This is a genomic window from Luteimonas sp. R10, assembly GCF_045689605.1.
In the GTDB taxonomy this organism is placed as follows: domain Bacteria; phylum Pseudomonadota; class Gammaproteobacteria; order Xanthomonadales; family Xanthomonadaceae; genus Luteimonas.
In genome coordinates, this window is sequence record NZ_CP141262.1 from 3,974,373 (window position 1) to 3,988,507 (window position 14,135).

At 70.6% G+C, this 14,135-nt stretch carries 16 protein-coding genes; 6 read left to right on the forward strand and 10 right to left on the reverse strand.

Features of this window, described 5'->3' with window-relative positions; genetic code table 11:
• Nucleotides 1–6: 6 nt before the first annotated feature.
• The 4 genes from U3649_RS17325 to U3649_RS17340 form a co-directional block, all read right to left on the reverse strand.
• Entirely contained in the window at nucleotides 7–1,170 is a 1,164-nt protein-coding gene (locus U3649_RS17325) for a glycosyltransferase family 4 protein (RefSeq protein WP_407352533.1), read from the reverse strand.
• A gap of 56 nt (nucleotides 1,171–1,226) precedes the next feature.
• Entirely contained in the window at nucleotides 1,227–1,709 is a 483-nt protein-coding gene (locus U3649_RS17330) for an Hsp20/alpha crystallin family protein (RefSeq protein ID WP_407352534.1), read from the reverse strand.
• Between the two features lie 602 nt (nucleotides 1,710–2,311).
• Nucleotides 2,312–2,566, reverse strand: a complete 255-nt coding sequence (locus tag U3649_RS17335; protein ID WP_407352535.1) for a hypothetical protein — start codon at nucleotides 2,564–2,566, stop codon at nucleotides 2,312–2,314.
• A gap of 102 nt (nucleotides 2,567–2,668) precedes the next feature.
• Nucleotides 2,669–2,854, reverse strand: a complete 186-nt coding sequence (locus U3649_RS17340; protein WP_407352536.1) for a hypothetical protein — start codon at nucleotides 2,852–2,854, stop codon at nucleotides 2,669–2,671.
• 216 nt (nucleotides 2,855–3,070) lie between these two features.
• Here U3649_RS17340 and U3649_RS17345 point away from each other — a divergent pair, with 216 nt between their 5' ends.
• Nucleotides 3,071–3,580, forward strand: coding sequence for a DUF1697 domain-containing protein (locus U3649_RS17345; RefSeq protein ID WP_407352537.1), 510 nt, complete (start codon nucleotides 3,071–3,073; stop codon nucleotides 3,578–3,580).
• A 24-nt stretch (nucleotides 3,581–3,604) separates the two neighbouring features.
• On the opposite strand, the gene U3649_RS17350 is transcribed toward U3649_RS17345, so the two are convergent.
• From U3649_RS17350 to gap, 4 genes are all read right to left on the reverse strand, one after another.
• Nucleotides 3,605–4,210 carry a hypothetical protein gene (locus U3649_RS17350; protein WP_407352538.1) on the reverse strand — a complete coding sequence of 202 codons (606 nt, stop codon included), beginning with the start codon at nucleotides 4,208–4,210 and terminating at the stop codon, nucleotides 3,605–3,607.
• A 129-nt stretch (nucleotides 4,211–4,339) separates the two neighbouring features.
• The gene (locus tag U3649_RS17355) at nucleotides 4,340–6,337 is read right to left on the reverse strand and encodes a protein-L-isoaspartate(D-aspartate) O-methyltransferase (protein ID WP_407352539.1); all 1,998 of its coding nucleotides are present in this window, start codon (nucleotides 6,335–6,337) and stop codon (nucleotides 4,340–4,342) included.
• Nucleotides 6,338–6,504: 167 nt separating this feature from the next.
• Nucleotides 6,505–7,002: a hypothetical protein gene (locus U3649_RS17360; protein WP_407352540.1), complete on the reverse strand. Its 498-nt coding sequence runs from the start codon at nucleotides 7,000–7,002 to the stop codon at nucleotides 6,505–6,507.
• Nucleotides 7,003–7,188: 186 nt separating this feature from the next.
• Nucleotides 7,189–8,193, reverse strand: a complete 1,005-nt coding sequence (gene gap / locus U3649_RS17365; RefSeq protein ID WP_407352541.1) for a type I glyceraldehyde-3-phosphate dehydrogenase — start codon at nucleotides 8,191–8,193, stop codon at nucleotides 7,189–7,191.
• 174 nt (nucleotides 8,194–8,367) lie between these two features.
• Here gap and U3649_RS17370 point away from each other — a divergent pair, with 174 nt between their 5' ends.
• From U3649_RS17370 to U3649_RS17390, 5 genes are all read left to right on the forward strand, one after another.
• A complete protein-coding gene (locus tag U3649_RS17370; RefSeq protein ID WP_407352542.1) occupies nucleotides 8,368–8,988 on the forward strand; it encodes an OmpW/AlkL family protein in 621 nt (206 codons plus the stop codon).
• A gap of 89 nt (nucleotides 8,989–9,077) precedes the next feature.
• On the forward strand, nucleotides 9,078–9,887 hold the full coding sequence (locus U3649_RS17375) for a S1/P1 nuclease (RefSeq protein WP_407352543.1): 810 nt from the start codon (nucleotides 9,078–9,080) through the stop codon (nucleotides 9,885–9,887).
• A gap of 84 nt (nucleotides 9,888–9,971) precedes the next feature.
• Nucleotides 9,972–10,835, forward strand: coding sequence for an MBL fold metallo-hydrolase (locus U3649_RS17380; protein WP_407352544.1), 864 nt, complete (start codon nucleotides 9,972–9,974; stop codon nucleotides 10,833–10,835).
• A gap of 82 nt (nucleotides 10,836–10,917) precedes the next feature.
• The gene (locus tag U3649_RS17385; protein WP_407352545.1) at nucleotides 10,918–11,451 is read left to right on the forward strand and encodes a hypothetical protein; all 534 of its coding nucleotides are present in this window, start codon (nucleotides 10,918–10,920) and stop codon (nucleotides 11,449–11,451) included.
• Complete coding sequence (locus tag U3649_RS17390; RefSeq protein WP_407352546.1) at nucleotides 11,448–12,197, forward strand: sulfite exporter TauE/SafE family protein; 750 nt, start codon at nucleotides 11,448–11,450, stop codon at nucleotides 12,195–12,197. The genes U3649_RS17385 and U3649_RS17390 overlap by 4 nt, the downstream gene beginning before the upstream one ends.
• Before the next feature lie 69 nt (nucleotides 12,198–12,266).
• Here U3649_RS17390 and U3649_RS17395 read toward each other — a convergent pair whose 3' ends face one another.
• Complete coding sequence (locus U3649_RS17395; protein ID WP_407352547.1) at nucleotides 12,267–13,757, reverse strand: M56 family metallopeptidase; 1,491 nt, start codon at nucleotides 13,755–13,757, stop codon at nucleotides 12,267–12,269.
• Nucleotides 13,744–14,115, reverse strand: a complete 372-nt coding sequence (locus tag U3649_RS17400; protein ID WP_407352548.1) for a BlaI/MecI/CopY family transcriptional regulator — start codon at nucleotides 14,113–14,115, stop codon at nucleotides 13,744–13,746. The genes U3649_RS17395 and U3649_RS17400 overlap by 14 nt, the downstream gene beginning before the upstream one ends.
• Nucleotides 14,116–14,135 lie beyond the last annotated feature (20 nt).

The following is a 14,135-nucleotide window of genomic DNA, read 5'->3' on the forward strand; positions in this document are numbered from 1 at the left end:
GCCCACTCACCGTACTTCCCGACCGGCCGTGGCGATCGCATCGTGCAGCGGCGGGGAGGGCGGCACGCCGTCGCCGGCGATCATCGGCTCCAGCACGGGACGCGGCCACAGCGGCGCGGTCGCGGGGAAATGCGCGACCGCTCCGCCGGCCAGGCGGCGGTACAGGGCGACGTAGGCCTCGGCCATCGCCCTCGACGAGAAGCGGCGCTCGAACGTCGCGCGGATCCGGCCACGGTCGAACGCGGCGACCTCCGACACCGCCGCGACCGCTTCCGCCTCGCTGTCGACGATGCGTCCGGTCACGCCATCGTCGATGATTTCCGGTACCGCGCCGCACCGCCAGGCGATCACCGGCGTTCCGCACGCGATCGCCTCGATCATGACCAGCCCGAACGGTTCGGGCCAGTCGATCGGGAACAGCAGCGCGCGCGCATTGCCCAGGAATTCCGACTTCTGGTGATCGCCGATCTCGCCGATGAATTCGATCGACGGATCGTCGAGCAATGGCGCGATGCGGTCCTGGAAGTAGGCGCGGTCGACGCTGTCCACCTTGGCCGCGATCTTCAACGGCAATCCGGCGGCACGGGCGATGGCGATGGCGCGGTCGGGCCGCTTTTCCGGCGAGATGCGACCGAGGAACGCGAGATAGTCGCCTTCGGCGCGTGGCGAGAACCGGTACAACGACGGCGGCAGGCCGTGGTACACCGTGCCGAGCCAGTTGGCCGCGGGCAGCGGCCGGCGCTGGTCGTCGGAGATCGACACCAGCGGGAACTGCGACCAGCGCCGGTAGCACATCGGAAGATCCACCAGATCGAGGCGGCCGTGCAGTGTGGTCAGCGTGCGCGCGGCGAGCGATTCGAACATCGGGAAGTGCAGCAGGTCGAGGTGGAAGTGCAGCACATCGAACAGATGCGCGCTGCGCCGCACCTCCTCGAGCTGCACCAGGTGGGCGGCGAGGTCGGACTTGAGCGGCGCCGGGTCGAGGCGGATGGCCTGCCGCCGCACCGAAACGACACGGGCGCGGGTATCGGTCTGGCCTGCGGCGAACAGCGTCACGTCGTGACCGAGTTCGACCAGCGCGTCCGTCAAATGGGCGACGACGCGCTCGGTACCACCGTACAGGCGCGGCGGCACCGTCTCGTAAAGCGGCGCGATCTGGGCGATATGCATGGGGAGGTTCTCGAAAAAAGGAAAGCACCGGCGGACCTTGCAGCCGGTGCCGGGGGTCACCGATGGTCGATGGTGATGCGGCGTCCGCGTGGCGCTGCCTCGGGTTCCTTAGGCAGCGTCACCGTGAGCAGCCCGTCCTTGAACGTCGCCGACACGCCGTCCGCCTGGATCGGCGGCAGCGGGATGCGGCGTTCGAAGCGGCCGTAGAAGCGTTCACTGAACTGTCCATGCTCGCGCCGGCCCTCGCGCTCGCCGCGAAGCACGAGCGCGTCTTCCTCGAGCAGCACCTCGATGTCCTTCTCGTTCATGCCGGGCAGGTCGGCGATCACGGTCAGCTGCCGGTCCTCCTGGCGCACTTCGATGTTGGGCCAACCGTAACCGCCCCGGTTGCCATCGAAGGGGACGCCGACGCCGCACAGGGTGTCGTCGAAGATCCGGTTGATTTCGCGCTGCAGATTGAAGAATGGATCTCGTCCCTGGCGCTCGAGGTCCGCACCGCGAGACCGGGACCAGGGAATCAAGTCGTTCATCAGGCTCATGATCTTTCTCCTAGGTCTCGATTCACCGCGCCGCCGGCCGCCCGCCGGCCGGTCGTCCGGCCTCGCGCACGCCATGCGGCATCGGGATCCGCACGATGGAATTGCCCGGACCGGTTTCAAGAGGCGGGCAACCGGTCGTTCAGCGAATCTTGACGGCCCCTTCGCGAGGGTTCCCGGCCTCGGGCTTTCGACCTCTTCGTCGCCGTGGTGAGCTTCGGGAGAAGCTGAGGTCCGGAGCGTAGACCCATCGTGGAGAAGCACCGGTGAAATGCCGGGTCCGATTCCTTCACTGGTCTGGAACCCGAGCGCGGCGAGTGGCTCCATGGCTGCGTTTGGCCGCGGAAGGGGCCATCAAGCTTCCACCGGAGCGCGTGAGCACGCCGCCTGGCCGGACGTATTGTCCCGGCGCCGAGATCCAGCGCGCGAAGATGCCTGCGGCACGCGTTCTTTTCGGCATCGCTTCCATGACACGACAGCAGGCCGGGCTACCGGCACGCTGGCTACGCGACGCACCGGGCTACCGCGGTACATTCCCAAGCCGGATCGGCTCGGCGACCTGTGCGGGCGACGAAACCGCTCGCGAACGCCCAAGGGGCAGGCCATCAGCGCCTCTTCATCGTGATGACCACCTGCCCGACGATCGCGGTCAGCAGGATCGCGGAGTTGGTCACGATGAAGACCCAGTTGTCGAGCAGCCAGCTGTAGGCGATGAATCCGCTGGACGCCAGCATCTGGCCGGCGAACAGCCATTTCGACACCCCCTTCGGATCCGGGTCGCGCGCCTGGATGACGATCTGGCGCGACAGCGTCAGCAGAAGCACCGCGGATGCGCCCCAACCGAGCACGTCAGGCGACATGGGACCGCGCGCACCTGGCGGACAACATGCGGCCGGGGGACAGTCCGGACCCGACGGCGCCGAACGGCCTCCAGCCGCCAGCCGTCCGCACGCGCGCCCGGCTCATCGCGGCGGTCGGTCCACGCCGGGCGCGTCCCGGTCCGGGCCGTCGTCGCGGCCCGGATGGTCGGACGGCTGCCGGGAGGGGTCGTCCGGGTTGCGGTCGGGGTTGTTGATGTCGGGCGGGTCGTGCCGGCGGTCGCGGTCGGGACGGTCGCGCGGACCAGGGGGGTGCGGGTGCGTCGCCATGGGCTCTCCTGCAACGGGCCTGCACACGCTACGAAGCGGCGCGGCGTGGCCGCGTGAACGCCTGCTCGGCAACCCCATGGCGTTTCCGGCAGGCCTGGGAAGGCACGGATCGTGCCGCGGACGAGGCCCGCGACTCGCGGCATGTCGACCGCCGGCGCGGACATGTTCGCGCGCCGCGGTGGGCGATGCGCGCCGGGCGGACGCTATGCTGCACGCATGGAGACGTGGATCGCCCTGCTGCGCGCCGTGAACGTCGGCGGCACCGGAAAGCTGCCGATGGCGGAGCTGCGTGCGCTTTGCACGGCCGCGGGTTTCGCCGACGTGCGGACCTACATCGCCAGCGGCAACGTGGTGCTGCGCAGCGCATCCACGGCGCGACAGGTGCAGAAAAGCCTGCAGCAGGCGCTGGCGCGCCACACCGGCAAGCAGGTCGGCGTGCTGCTGCGCAGCGCCGCGGAGATGAGTCAGGTGTTGGCCGGGAATCCATTCCCGGATGCGGCACCCAACCGGGTCTTGGCGATTTTCCTGGACCAGGCGCCGCCCCCGGACGCGGTGGACACCGTCGGCGGCCGCAACGGCGAACAGCTCGCGCTGGGCAAGCGCGAGATCTACGTGCACTACGGCGGCGGCATGGCCGACTCCAAACTCAAGATCCCGGCGGCGAAGGCCGGCACCGCGCGCAATATCAATACCGTCGCCCGGCTTGTCGCGATGGCGGACGAGTGAGCGTCCGCGGACGCTGAGCGACCGTCAGGCTTTCGGTGCGACCGCTCCGTTCCGGACGCGCCGCCTCGGACGCAGGGCGGGATGACCGGATCCGAGCAGCCGCCGGGCATCGGACCGGCTGACCACCGCGTAGCTGCGCCGCTCCATCTCGGCGACCACCCACGCCCACGAATGCGTCGTCGGCTCGTCGATGACGGTCGCCGATCCGCACGGCATCAGCGGACCGAGCCGGGAAAGCGCCTCCACCGAAGGCTGTAGACATGTCGGCACGATGACCAGCTCGTTATCCCCGCAGCTGTAGACCGTGATCTCCATGGAACGGACACGATGTTCGCCGATGAGATCGGAACGATAGTCCGTCCCTGTTCGCCGTTCGGTTCGCTGGCGTACACATCGCGCGAAGCGGACGCGATGAAGCCGAACGCCTTCATTCTCGTGAAAGACGCGTGAGCGCCTCGCCGCCGGATAGTGCGGAATCGGCTTGGTCAGCAGGCGGTCGTACTCTTCCTTGATCGTCTCGTAGCACTCGCAGGAGCGCTGCACCAGCCCCGTGCGATCGACCACGACGATCCGCCCGCGGCTGTAGCGGATGAGCCCGGCTTCCTGCAGCCGCCCGGCGGCTGGCAGCAACAGAGATCGCGGCCGGATGTCGTCGAAGCTCGCCGTCCGCCACGGCCCGGATCGGCCGCACTGGGCCGCTGCTTCCCGGCAGCGGCATGCCGCCGCCACTCCCACAGGGAGCGTTTCCTGGCGGCCACGCTACACGCCGAACGGGAAGGTTTCCGGCGCACCCGGCCGCGGATGCTGCGGCCCGAGCGCGGTGACCGCACGGGTCTCGTCGAACCACACGTAGGCGTCGAACTGCTGCGGCAACGAGACCTGGGCGTAATGGCTTTGCAGTTCGGTCTCCGGACGGTAGATGACGCCGATGAAGCGCTCCAGCCTCGGCGGCAACAGGGCGCGCCGCAGCGCCTCGTGGCGGCCGGCGCGCAGGTCGAGCAGGCAACGCGGCACGCCGGCGTCGTGGCACAGGCGCTCGACGCTGTCGCGGTGCGAGGGACGCACGCGCTTGACCTGCATGTCGCCGCCCCAGTGGCTGGCCGCGGCCACGGTGCCGGCGTGGGTGCCGAACCCGATCAGCGCCGCCGCCTCGCCGAAGCGCTCGCGGCACAGCTGGCCGATGTTCAGTTCGTCGCGCGCGGCGCCCATCTCGGTGTGGCGGGCATCGCCGATGTGCGAGTTGTGCGCCCAGACCACGGCCTTGGCGTCGTCGCCGTGCGCGTGCAGCAGGTGCTCGAGGGTCTCGAACATGTGGGTGTCGCGCAGGTTCCAGCTCTCGGCGCCGCCGTAGTACATCACGCGGTAGTAGCGCTCCGCGGACGCGACCAGGCGTGCGCTCTGCGCGGCATCGAGGAAACGCTCGCCGTCGGCCGCGGCGTACTGCAGCCGGCTTTGCAGCAGGTCTCGGCATTGGCGCACCACCGCCTGCTCGCACTTGCGGTAGCCCTCGCGCAGCACGGCGCGGCCGTAGGTGGCCGGATCGTTCTGCCACGGCGTCAGGCAGCCGTAGCGCTCGCGCGCGACCTCCGCGGACCCGGGATCGACCTCGTCCAGGTACGCCAGCACCGCGGCGATCGAGGCGCCCATGTTGTAGATGTCCAGGCCGTAGAAGCCCGCCTGCCGGGCGGCGTCGCGGCCGCGGTTGCGCGCGCGCAGCCAGTCGACCAGCGCGGCCGCTTCGGCGTTGCGCCACATCCAGGTGGGAAAGCGCCGGAACACCGGCGCGGCATCGGCCGGTTGCGACAGGTGGCGCACGTGGCGGTTGACCGCAGCGGCGTCGGGCCAGTCCGCCTCCACGGCGACGAAGCGGAAGCCGTGCTGTTCGACCAGGCGCCGGGTGACGGCATCGCGTGCGCGATAGAACTCGGACGTGCCGTGGCTGCATTCGCCGAGCAGCACCACGCGGCAATCGGCGAAGCGGTCGAAGGCGGCGGCGAACGCCGGCGCGTCCGGCGCCGGCAGCGGCTCGGCGGCCTCGGCGATCCGCTGCGGCAGCGAACGCCCGCGGGCCTGACCCGCGCCGTGGTTGCTGGCGGCGCGGCTGCCGTCCTCGGCCCAGCCCTGCTCGCCGATCAGCGGCACGAACCGCACCCCGCCCAGGTCCTCCTCCTCGTAGTCGTCCTCGCCGACGCGGGTGATCCTTCGCAACCGCTGGCCGGTCGCGTCCTCGCCCACCGGCACCACCAGCCGGCCGCCGATCGCCAGCTGTTCGCGCAGCGCGCGCGGCGGTTCCGGCGCGCCGGCGGCCACCAGGATCGCGTCGAACGGCGCCGCCTCCGGCCAGCCGCGGCTGCCGTCGCCGGTGCGCAGCTCGATGTTGTCGTAGCCGAGCGCATCGAAACGGCGCTGCGCCGCCTCGGTGAGCGAGGCGTGGCGCTCGATGGCATGCACGTGCCCGGCGATCCGGCTCATCACCGCGGCCGCATAGCCGGAACCGGCGCCGACTTCGAGCACGCGATCGCCGGCGGCGACCCCGGCCGCCTCGATCATCAGCGCGACGATGTAGGGCTGCGAGATGGTCTGTCCGGCGCCGATCGGCAGCGGGCTGTCCTCGTAGGCGAATTCCGCCATGCCCGCGTCCACGAACCGCTCGCGCGGCACCGTGCGCATCGCGTCCAGCAACGCGCGGTCGCGCACGCCGCGGCCCGCGATGTGCGTTTCGACCATGCGTTCGCGGGCGCGTTCCAGATCGCGCATACCTGCCGTGCGAGCGGACGACGCGACCCTTCTATCAGGTGCGGCGTCCATGCGGCGTCACGACGCCCGCACCTCGCCGCGCGATCGTTATGCGCGAACGCGTTTCCGGGACATCTATCGGAACATTGCGGTTCTGGTCCGGCGGGGACCGGCGGACTCCTGCTCCGCTACGGTGCCGGCGGCAGCAAAGTGCCCTGGTCGGCATTCGCCAGCCAGACGCCGCGGTGGCGTGTGTAGCTGACGCCGGTGAGTGCGCGCTGGGAGAAGCCGACGGAGGGAATCCGGTACGTGGTCTCGTACAGGATGAAGGCCGTCCTGCAGCCCTCCACCTTGCGATAGAGTTCGGTCCATTCCCAGACCGCCTCCCGGTTCTCGAAATGGCTGGCCAGCGCGCCCATGATCGCGTCGATGCCATAGAACGCGGCGCCGCTGGCGAACACGGTGACCGCATCATCGGTGTGGCCTGCACGGAACGTCTCGGCGTCATAGTCGCGGAAGGATTCCATGTCGATCCGCTGCGCGACCTCGAACTGGCGTTCGCAGTGTCGATTCGCGTGCGCGCTCTCGACGTCGCCGGCGAAGGCCGGCGCAACCGACGCCCCCAATGCGAGAACCCATGCCAGCGCGGACAATGTGCGCGGCGATTCGCAACCGATGGTCGTCATCGTGTCTCTCCCGGGGGAATGCCCGTCGACCATAACCACGCGGCGAGGCGCCCGGAAGCGCCAATCCACGTTGCCGGACCGGAGCCAATCCCGGCGCCGACATGCGACGGCGCGCCGATGCCGATACGCGCACAATGAAAAGGCCCCGCCTGGGCGGGGCCTTGCGGAGCGTCCGGAGCGCTGGACCTACTTGGCCGCCACCACGCGCACCATCTCCAGGCACTTGGTGGAGTAGCCCCACTCGTTGTCGTACCAGCTCACCAGCTTGACGAAGGTCGGATCGAGCTGGATGCCGGCCTCGGCGTCGAACACCGACGTGCAGGTCTCGCCACGGAAGTCGGTAGCGACCACCTTGTCCTCGGTGTAGCCGAGGATGCCCTTCAGCGCGCCCTCGGACTGCGCCTTCATCTCGGCGCAGATCTCCTCGTAGCTGGCGTCCTTCTCCAGCTCGACGGTGAGGTCGACCACCGACACGTCCGAGGTCGGCACGCGGAACGACATGCCGGTGAGCTTCTTGTTGAGTTCCGGGATCACCTTGCCGACCGCCTTGGCCGCGCCGGTGGAGGACGGGATGATGTTCTCCAGGATGCCGCGTCCGCCGCGCCAGTCCTTGTTGGACGGGCCGTCGACGGTCTTCTGCGTCGCGGTGGTTGCGTGCACCGTCGTCATCAGGCCGCGCTTGATGCCCCACTTGTCGTTGAGCACCTTGGCCAGCGGCGCCAAGCAGTTGGTGGTGCAGCTGGCGTTGGAGATGATCGCCTCGCCGGCATACTTGTCGTGGTTGACGCCGAACACGAACATCGGCGTGTCGTCCTTCGACGGCGCCGACTGAATGACCTTCTTCGCGCCCGCGTCGAGGTGCTTCTGGCAGGTCTCCTTGGTCAGGAACAGGCCGGTGGATTCGATCACCACCTCGGCGCCCACCTCGTCCCACTTGAGGTTGGCCGGATCGCGCTCCTGGCTCAGGCGGATGCGCCTGCCGTCGACCACCAGCGCGCCGCCGTCGACCGACACCTCGCCATCGAAGCGGCCGTGCACCGAGTCGTAGCGCAGCATGTAGGCGAGGTAGTCCGGCTCCAGCAAGTCGTTGATGGCCACGATCTCGATGTCGTCGCCGAAGTTCTGGAACGCCGAACGCAGCACGTTGCGGCCGATGCGGCCGAAACCGTTGATGCCAACCTTGATCGCCATGAATCGGACTCCTGCAGCCGTGCACCGGGCACGGCGGTGGTGGATGGATGGGACGGACTTGGCATTTTAGCAGCCGGCGGCGCCGGCCCGGTCGAGGATCTTGATCCCAATCAAGGTTTGCCGCTGCGGTCCGTGAAAAGCTCTCGCCTCCTCATCACGGACCGATAACATTCCATGCACAGACTGCTGACTGTTTCCGCCCTCGCCCTGGCAGCCGCCAGCCTCGCAACGCCTGCCGCCGCCCAGTCGGCCGGCGACTGGACCCTGGCCCTCGGCGCGCACCAGGTCGACCCGAAATCGGACAACGGCACCCTGACCGGCGGCCTGTCGCTGGACGTCGGCAGCGATGCGCGGCCGACCGTCGCCTTCGAGTACTTCCTGCGCGACAACCTGGGGCTGGAGGTGCTTGCCGCGCTGCCGTTCGAGCACACTATCGACATCGACGGCGTCGGGCGGGTCGGCAGCACCAAGCACCTGCCGCCCACGGTCAGCCTGCAATACCACTTCAACGGCGGCGGCCGGGTTTCTCCGCTGCTGGGTGTGGGGGTCAACTACACCGCCTTCTTCAGCGAGGACACCACCGGCGCGCTGGAAGGCGCCGATCTGACGCTCAAGGATTCCTGGGGGCTCGCCGCCCATGCCGGCATCGACTTCGCGATCGGCACGCGCGGCATGCTGCGGATCGACGCGCGCTGGATCGACATCGACAGCGACGTGCGCGTGGACGGCGCCGGCCTGGGCACGGCGCAGATCGATCCGCTGGTGTACGGCGCCGCCTACGTCATGAGGTTCTGACGCCGCGGCGGAACCGCGGGAGCGGCGGCCGCCGCTCCCGCGCCATGCGGGCATGCCGCGTCCGACACGGCCATCGCTACAATGCCGGCATGATCCGGCCGAAACCGCTCGCCTTCGCCCTCGTTCTCGCGTTCCTCCTGCTGGCGGCGCCGGCCTCGGCCTGGGGACCACGCGGGCACCGCCTGGTGGCCGAACTGGCGGCTGCCGCGCTCACGCCCTCGGCGCGGGCGCAGGTCGACCTGCTGTTGCAGGGCGAGCCGGAGCCGACCTTGGCCGGTGTCGCCAACTGGGCCGACGAACTGCGCGCGAACGACCCCGATCTTGGCCGCAGGAGCGCGAAGTGGCACTACGTCAATATCGGCGAATCCGGCTGCGAATACGTCGCCGCGCGCGACTGTCCGGACGGCGACTGCGTGGTCGAGGCGATCCGCACCCAGGCGACGATCCTCGCCGACCGCTCGCAACCGCTGCCGGCCCGGCGGCAGGCGCTGAAGTTCGTGGTGCACTTCGTCGGCGACGTGCACCAGCCGATGCATGCCGGCCATGCCCGCGACAAGGGCGGCAATACCGTGCAGCTCAGCATTCCCGACGGCAGCCGCGACGGCCGCGGCAGCAACCTGCACGCGCTCTGGGACAGCGGCCTGTTCCGCGACCTGGGCGAGTCCGAAGCCCGGCACGCCGCGCGCCTGCGGGCACTGCCGGGGATCGTCGCCGGCAGCGCCGATCCCGCCGACTGGGCGCGGGAGTCCTGCCGGATCGTGTTGCGGCCGGGCGTGTATCCGCCGCGCGCCCGGCTGGATCCGCGCTATATCGATACGTGGCGGCCGGTCGCCGAACGCCAGGTCGCGCTGGGCGGCCGGCGCCTCGCGGCGCTGCTCAACGACGCCCTGGGCGACTGAGCGGCCGTCGGCCGGTCGCCCGCAGCCATCGCGTTCACACGGACAAGCGGGTATCGCGCCCGGCGTTTCATCGCGAGGCCATCCATGCAGCCACACGTTCGCCCCTTCTTCCACCGCGACAGCAACACCTGGTCGTACGTGGTGTCGGAACCGGAAGGACGCGCCGCGGCCATCGTCGATCCGGTGCTCGACTTCGACATCAGGTCCGGCCGTACCTCCACCGCTTCGGCGCAGGCGCTGCTCGACGACGTACGCGAGCGCGACCTGGACGTGGCCTGGATCCTCGAGACCCACGCCCACGCCGACCACCTGAGCGCCGGCGACTGGCTCAAGCGCCGGCTGCCGCGGGCAAGGCTGGCCATCGGCGAAGGCATCCGCTCGGTACAGAAGACCTTCGGTCCGATCTTCAATCTCGGCGGACACTTCCCGGTGGACGGTTCGCAGTTCGACCATCTGTTCGGCGCCGACGAGGCGTTCGCCGTCGGCGCGCTGACCAGCCGCGCGATTCCGGCGCCGGGGCACACCAGCGACAGCAATGCCTACCTGGTCGGCGACGCGCTGTTCACCGGCGATTCGTTGTTCATGCCCGACGGCGGCACCGCGCGTTGCGATTTCCCCGGCGGCAGCGCGGCCGCGCTGTACCGGTCGATCCAGCGCCTGTTCGAACTGCCCGACGCCACCCGCGTGTTCGTCTGCCACGACTACGGCCCCGACGGGCGCGAAGTCGCCTGCGAGACCACCATCGGCGCGCAGAAGCGCCACAACATCCACGTGCGCGAGGGCACGGGCGAGGCGCAGTTCGTGCAGTTGCGCGAGGCGCGCGACGCCACCCTGGCGATGCCGGCGCTGATCATCCCCGCGGTGCAGACCAACATCCGCGCCGGGGCGCTGCCGGAACCGGAAAACAACGGCACGCGCTACCTGAAGATCCCGCTCGATACGCTCTGAGGCCGATGTCCGCTGCCAAGGCACCGCCACGCGGTCTTCCGCGATGCGCTACCTTGTGCGCGTTCCTGCCGCCATCCGCACGATGACTCCTCCACGATCGTTTCGCCGCACCCTGCTGGCCCTGTCGCTCGCCGCCAACACCGCCTGCGCCACCGCCCAGCAGCCGCAACGCGTGCACGACCCGACCTTGCGCGCCTCGGCGCCGCGGCCGCCCGAGGTGCCGTCGCCGGTGGCGGTGCCGCTGGACGCCGCCGCGCGATCGCGGCTGCCGCGCGAGCGGGTCCGCGCGGAGGTGAACGACGAGGCGCTGCAGTGCGAGGGCGTGTCGCTGGCCGAACTGCTGCGGCGGAACGAACGGGCGATGCCGCAGCGCCTGCACGGCCCGCACCTGGCCCGCTACGTCCTGGCCACCGCCCGCGACGGCCGGCGTGCGTTGTTCTCGCTGGCCGAACTCGACCCCGCCACCGGCAGCACGCGGGCCTACGTGGTGGATCGCTGCGGCGGCGCACCGCTCGACCGGGCGACCGGTCCGCTCCGGCTGCTGGTGCCCAGCGGCGGCAATGCCGCGCGCAACGTGCGGCAGCTCCTGGCGGTCGCCGTGATCGTGGCGCCATGAACGAGACCGTCCTGCTGCTGGCGCTGCTGTTCCTGCTGGTCGCCACGCTGTACTCCTCGGTCGGCCACGCCGGCGCCAGCGGCTATATCGCGGCGATGGCGCTGCTGGCCCTGGCGCCGGAGCAGATCCGGCCCACCGCGCTCTCGCTCAACCTGCTGGTCGGCGGCATCGGCCTGTTCCGCTTCTGGCGCGCCGGCCACGTGCGCTGGCGCAACGTGCTGCCGTTCGTGATCGCCTCGGCGCCGGCCGCCTTTCTCGCCGCCGGGGTCACCCTGCCGGCGGAGAGCTACTCGATCCTGCTCGGCCTGGTGCTGCTGGTCGCCGCCGCCGGCGTGTTCCGCCATGCCGCACAGGCGGAGCAGGAAGACGCGGTCGCCGTCGACCGTCGCGTGCCCTGGATTCCCGGCCTGCTCGCCGGCGCCGCCATCGGCACGCTTTCCGGCCTTACGGGCACCGGCGGCGCGATCTTCCTCACCCCGCTGTTGCTGTTCATGCACTGGATGCCCACGCGCGAGGCCAGCGGCACCTCGGTCGCCTTCGTCTGGATCAATTCGCTCACCGCCCTGGCCGGCCTGCTGCGCGCCACCGGCACCCTGCCCACGGCGCTGCCGGTTTGGCTGGGCGCGGTCGCCGTCGGTGCCCTGATCGGGACCCAGCTCGGACTGAAATGGCTGCCGGCGAAGGGCCTGCGGCATGTACTGGGCGTGGTGCTGGTGGTGGCGGCGGGCAAGCTGCTGTTGACATGAGCCTGCACGTCGGCCGGCGAAAACGCTCCGCAACGCCGATCGGCCTCGATCCCGCCGCGATCGTCCGCCTCAATCGGCCGGGCGGGCAGCGGGTCCCGGCGCCGTGACGCCCGCGTTTGCGTCCCGCAGCCGCACTTCGTCTCCGCGCACGTCGATCGCGATCCCCAGTTCGATGCCCAGCAGCGCGTAGATGGTCTCCAGGGGCGTGTTCCGGAAGTGCATCGTCGTGCGCCTGTCCGCGCCGGCACGATCGGCATCGACGAGGCGCATCCCCGCCTTGTCGGTCAACTCCCGCAGCAGCTCGATTGCGGGGCGCTCGCTCGCGTACAGGTCGACGACCGCTGCGCCGGACGCGTCCCGGCGAACCTCGACCCGCTCCTCGGCCGGCACGAACCGCACCGCGTCCCCGCCCTGGTACTGCAGCCGCAGGCCGGAGCTGGCCGCGATCGCGCCCAGCACCACGTCCACCGGTTCATCGTCGAACACCGGGCCGGGTCGTGGCCGGTCGTCCAGCAACTCCGGATCCAGCACCCGCAGCCCGGCCCGGGCAGCGACCAGCTCGATGGCGTGCCTGGGCGAACGCGGCGTCCCGTCGAGGCTGACCTTCGCCGACGTCCGGGGCTCGGCCGGCGCGACGGCTCCCGGTTGCCGCGCCGGCGAAGGCGGCTGCGCCGCCCAGGTGGCGAAGCCGGCCGACAGCAGCAGGACGGACACGGCGGCGGCGCCGGCGAGCGCCCGGCGGCGGCTGGGACGTGGTCGCTTGAGCATCTCGATTCTCTCCCTGAGCGGATGATCGCCGAACCAGTGGCAGGCCAACGGCGCCGGCGCGGGGGACAGTTGCGCCTTGAGCATCGCCTCGCCGTAGGCGCGGCGTGAAAACGGATGCCGGGCCACGACTCCCTCGTCGCAGGCCAGCTCCTGGTCGCGCCGGAATGCGGGTCCCGACAGCCACGCCAGCGGGTTGAACCAGTACAGGCAGCGAAACAGCAGGAACGCGGCGTTGACCGGCACGTCGCCGCGGCTCACGTGGATGCGTTCGTGCGCGAGGATCAACTCGCGTTCGTGCGGCGCAAAGCGGCTCTCGAAGTCCGCCGGCAGCACGATCCGCGTCCGCAGGCCGATCGCCGCCGGCAGGCCGGCGCTGGTGCCGGCCTGCAGCAACCCGTCCTCGCGGCGGCGCAGTTCGCCGAGCCCGCGGACGAAGGCGCGCTGCGCCCGCAAGCCGGCCAGGGCCGCGAGGCAGGCGCCGGCCAGCCATATCGCCAGCAGGACCACGGCGGTCTCCGGCAGCTGGCCGGCGTGGCTCGCCGCCACGGCGCGGTCGAGCAGCACCGCCGGCGCGGCGGAGACCGGCGCCGGCATCGCCACCGAGGCCTCATGCACGCGCGCCGGCACCAGCACCGCCAGCCAGGCGACAGGCACGAGCAGCCACAACCGGTAGGCCGCGGCGGCGCCGAACGCCGCGCGCACGCGGCGCCGCAGGAGCAGCGCCAGCAGCATCGCGGCGCCGCTCGCGAGCGCGGTTTCCGACAGCAGCGCGACCAGCTCAGGCGCGGTCATCGTCGAGTTCCCCGATCAGCTTGCGCAGTTCCTCGATGTCGCGCCGGCTCAGCTTGCGCCGCTGGCTGAAATGCGCGACCAGCGGCGCCACCCGCCCGTCGAACAGCCGCTGCAGCAGGCCTTCGCTCTGCCGCGCGACCCAGTCCTCGCGCGCCAGCAGCGGCGCATAGCGATAGCGGCGACCTTCCCTGGTCGCCCGGATCGCGCCCTTCTTCAGCAGCCGGTTGAGCAGGGTCTTGACGGTCGGCTCCTGCCAGTCGCGCGAGGCGCGCAGGGCGGCGAACACCTCCTCCGCGGCGAGCGGCTGGCGCTGCCACAGCACCTCCATGACGGCCGATTCGGCTTCGCTGATCTGCATCGTTTACATCTGTAATTTCT

Bases quoted from the DNA above. Each gene is read 5' to 3' on its own strand.
- U3649_RS17325 (WP_407352533.1), bottom strand. From the start codon at position 1,170: ATGCATATCGCCCAGATCGCGCCGCTTTACGAGACGGTGCCGCCGCGC.
- U3649_RS17330 (WP_407352534.1), bottom strand. From the start codon at position 1,709: ATGAGCCTGATGAACGACTTGATTCCCTGGTCCCGGTCTCGCGGTGCG.
- U3649_RS17335 (WP_407352535.1), bottom strand. From the start codon at position 2,566: ATGTCGCCTGACGTGCTCGGTTGGGGCGCATCCGCGGTGCTTCTGCTG.
- U3649_RS17340 (WP_407352536.1), bottom strand. From the start codon at position 2,854: ATGGCGACGCACCCGCACCCCCCTGGTCCGCGCGACCGTCCCGACCGC.
- U3649_RS17345 (WP_407352537.1), top strand. From the start codon at position 3,071: ATGGAGACGTGGATCGCCCTGCTGCGCGCCGTGAACGTCGGCGGCACC.
- U3649_RS17355 (WP_407352539.1), bottom strand. From the start codon at position 6,337: ATGCGCGATCTGGAACGCGCCCGCGAACGCATGGTCGAAACGCACATC.
- U3649_RS17360 (WP_407352540.1), bottom strand. From the start codon at position 7,002: ATGACGACCATCGGTTGCGAATCGCCGCGCACATTGTCCGCGCTGGCA.
- gap (WP_407352541.1), bottom strand. From the start codon at position 8,193: ATGGCGATCAAGGTTGGCATCAACGGTTTCGGCCGCATCGGCCGCAAC.
- U3649_RS17370 (WP_407352542.1), top strand. From the start codon at position 8,368: ATGCACAGACTGCTGACTGTTTCCGCCCTCGCCCTGGCAGCCGCCAGC.
- U3649_RS17375 (WP_407352543.1), top strand. From the start codon at position 9,078: ATGATCCGGCCGAAACCGCTCGCCTTCGCCCTCGTTCTCGCGTTCCTC.
- U3649_RS17380 (WP_407352544.1), top strand. From the start codon at position 9,972: ATGCAGCCACACGTTCGCCCCTTCTTCCACCGCGACAGCAACACCTGG.
- U3649_RS17385 (WP_407352545.1), top strand. From the start codon at position 10,918: ATGACTCCTCCACGATCGTTTCGCCGCACCCTGCTGGCCCTGTCGCTC.
- U3649_RS17390 (WP_407352546.1), top strand. From the start codon at position 11,448: ATGAACGAGACCGTCCTGCTGCTGGCGCTGCTGTTCCTGCTGGTCGCC.
- U3649_RS17395 (WP_407352547.1), bottom strand. From the start codon at position 13,757: ATGACCGCGCCTGAGCTGGTCGCGCTGCTGTCGGAAACCGCGCTCGCG.
- U3649_RS17400 (WP_407352548.1), bottom strand. From the start codon at position 14,115: ATGCAGATCAGCGAAGCCGAATCGGCCGTCATGGAGGTGCTGTGGCAG.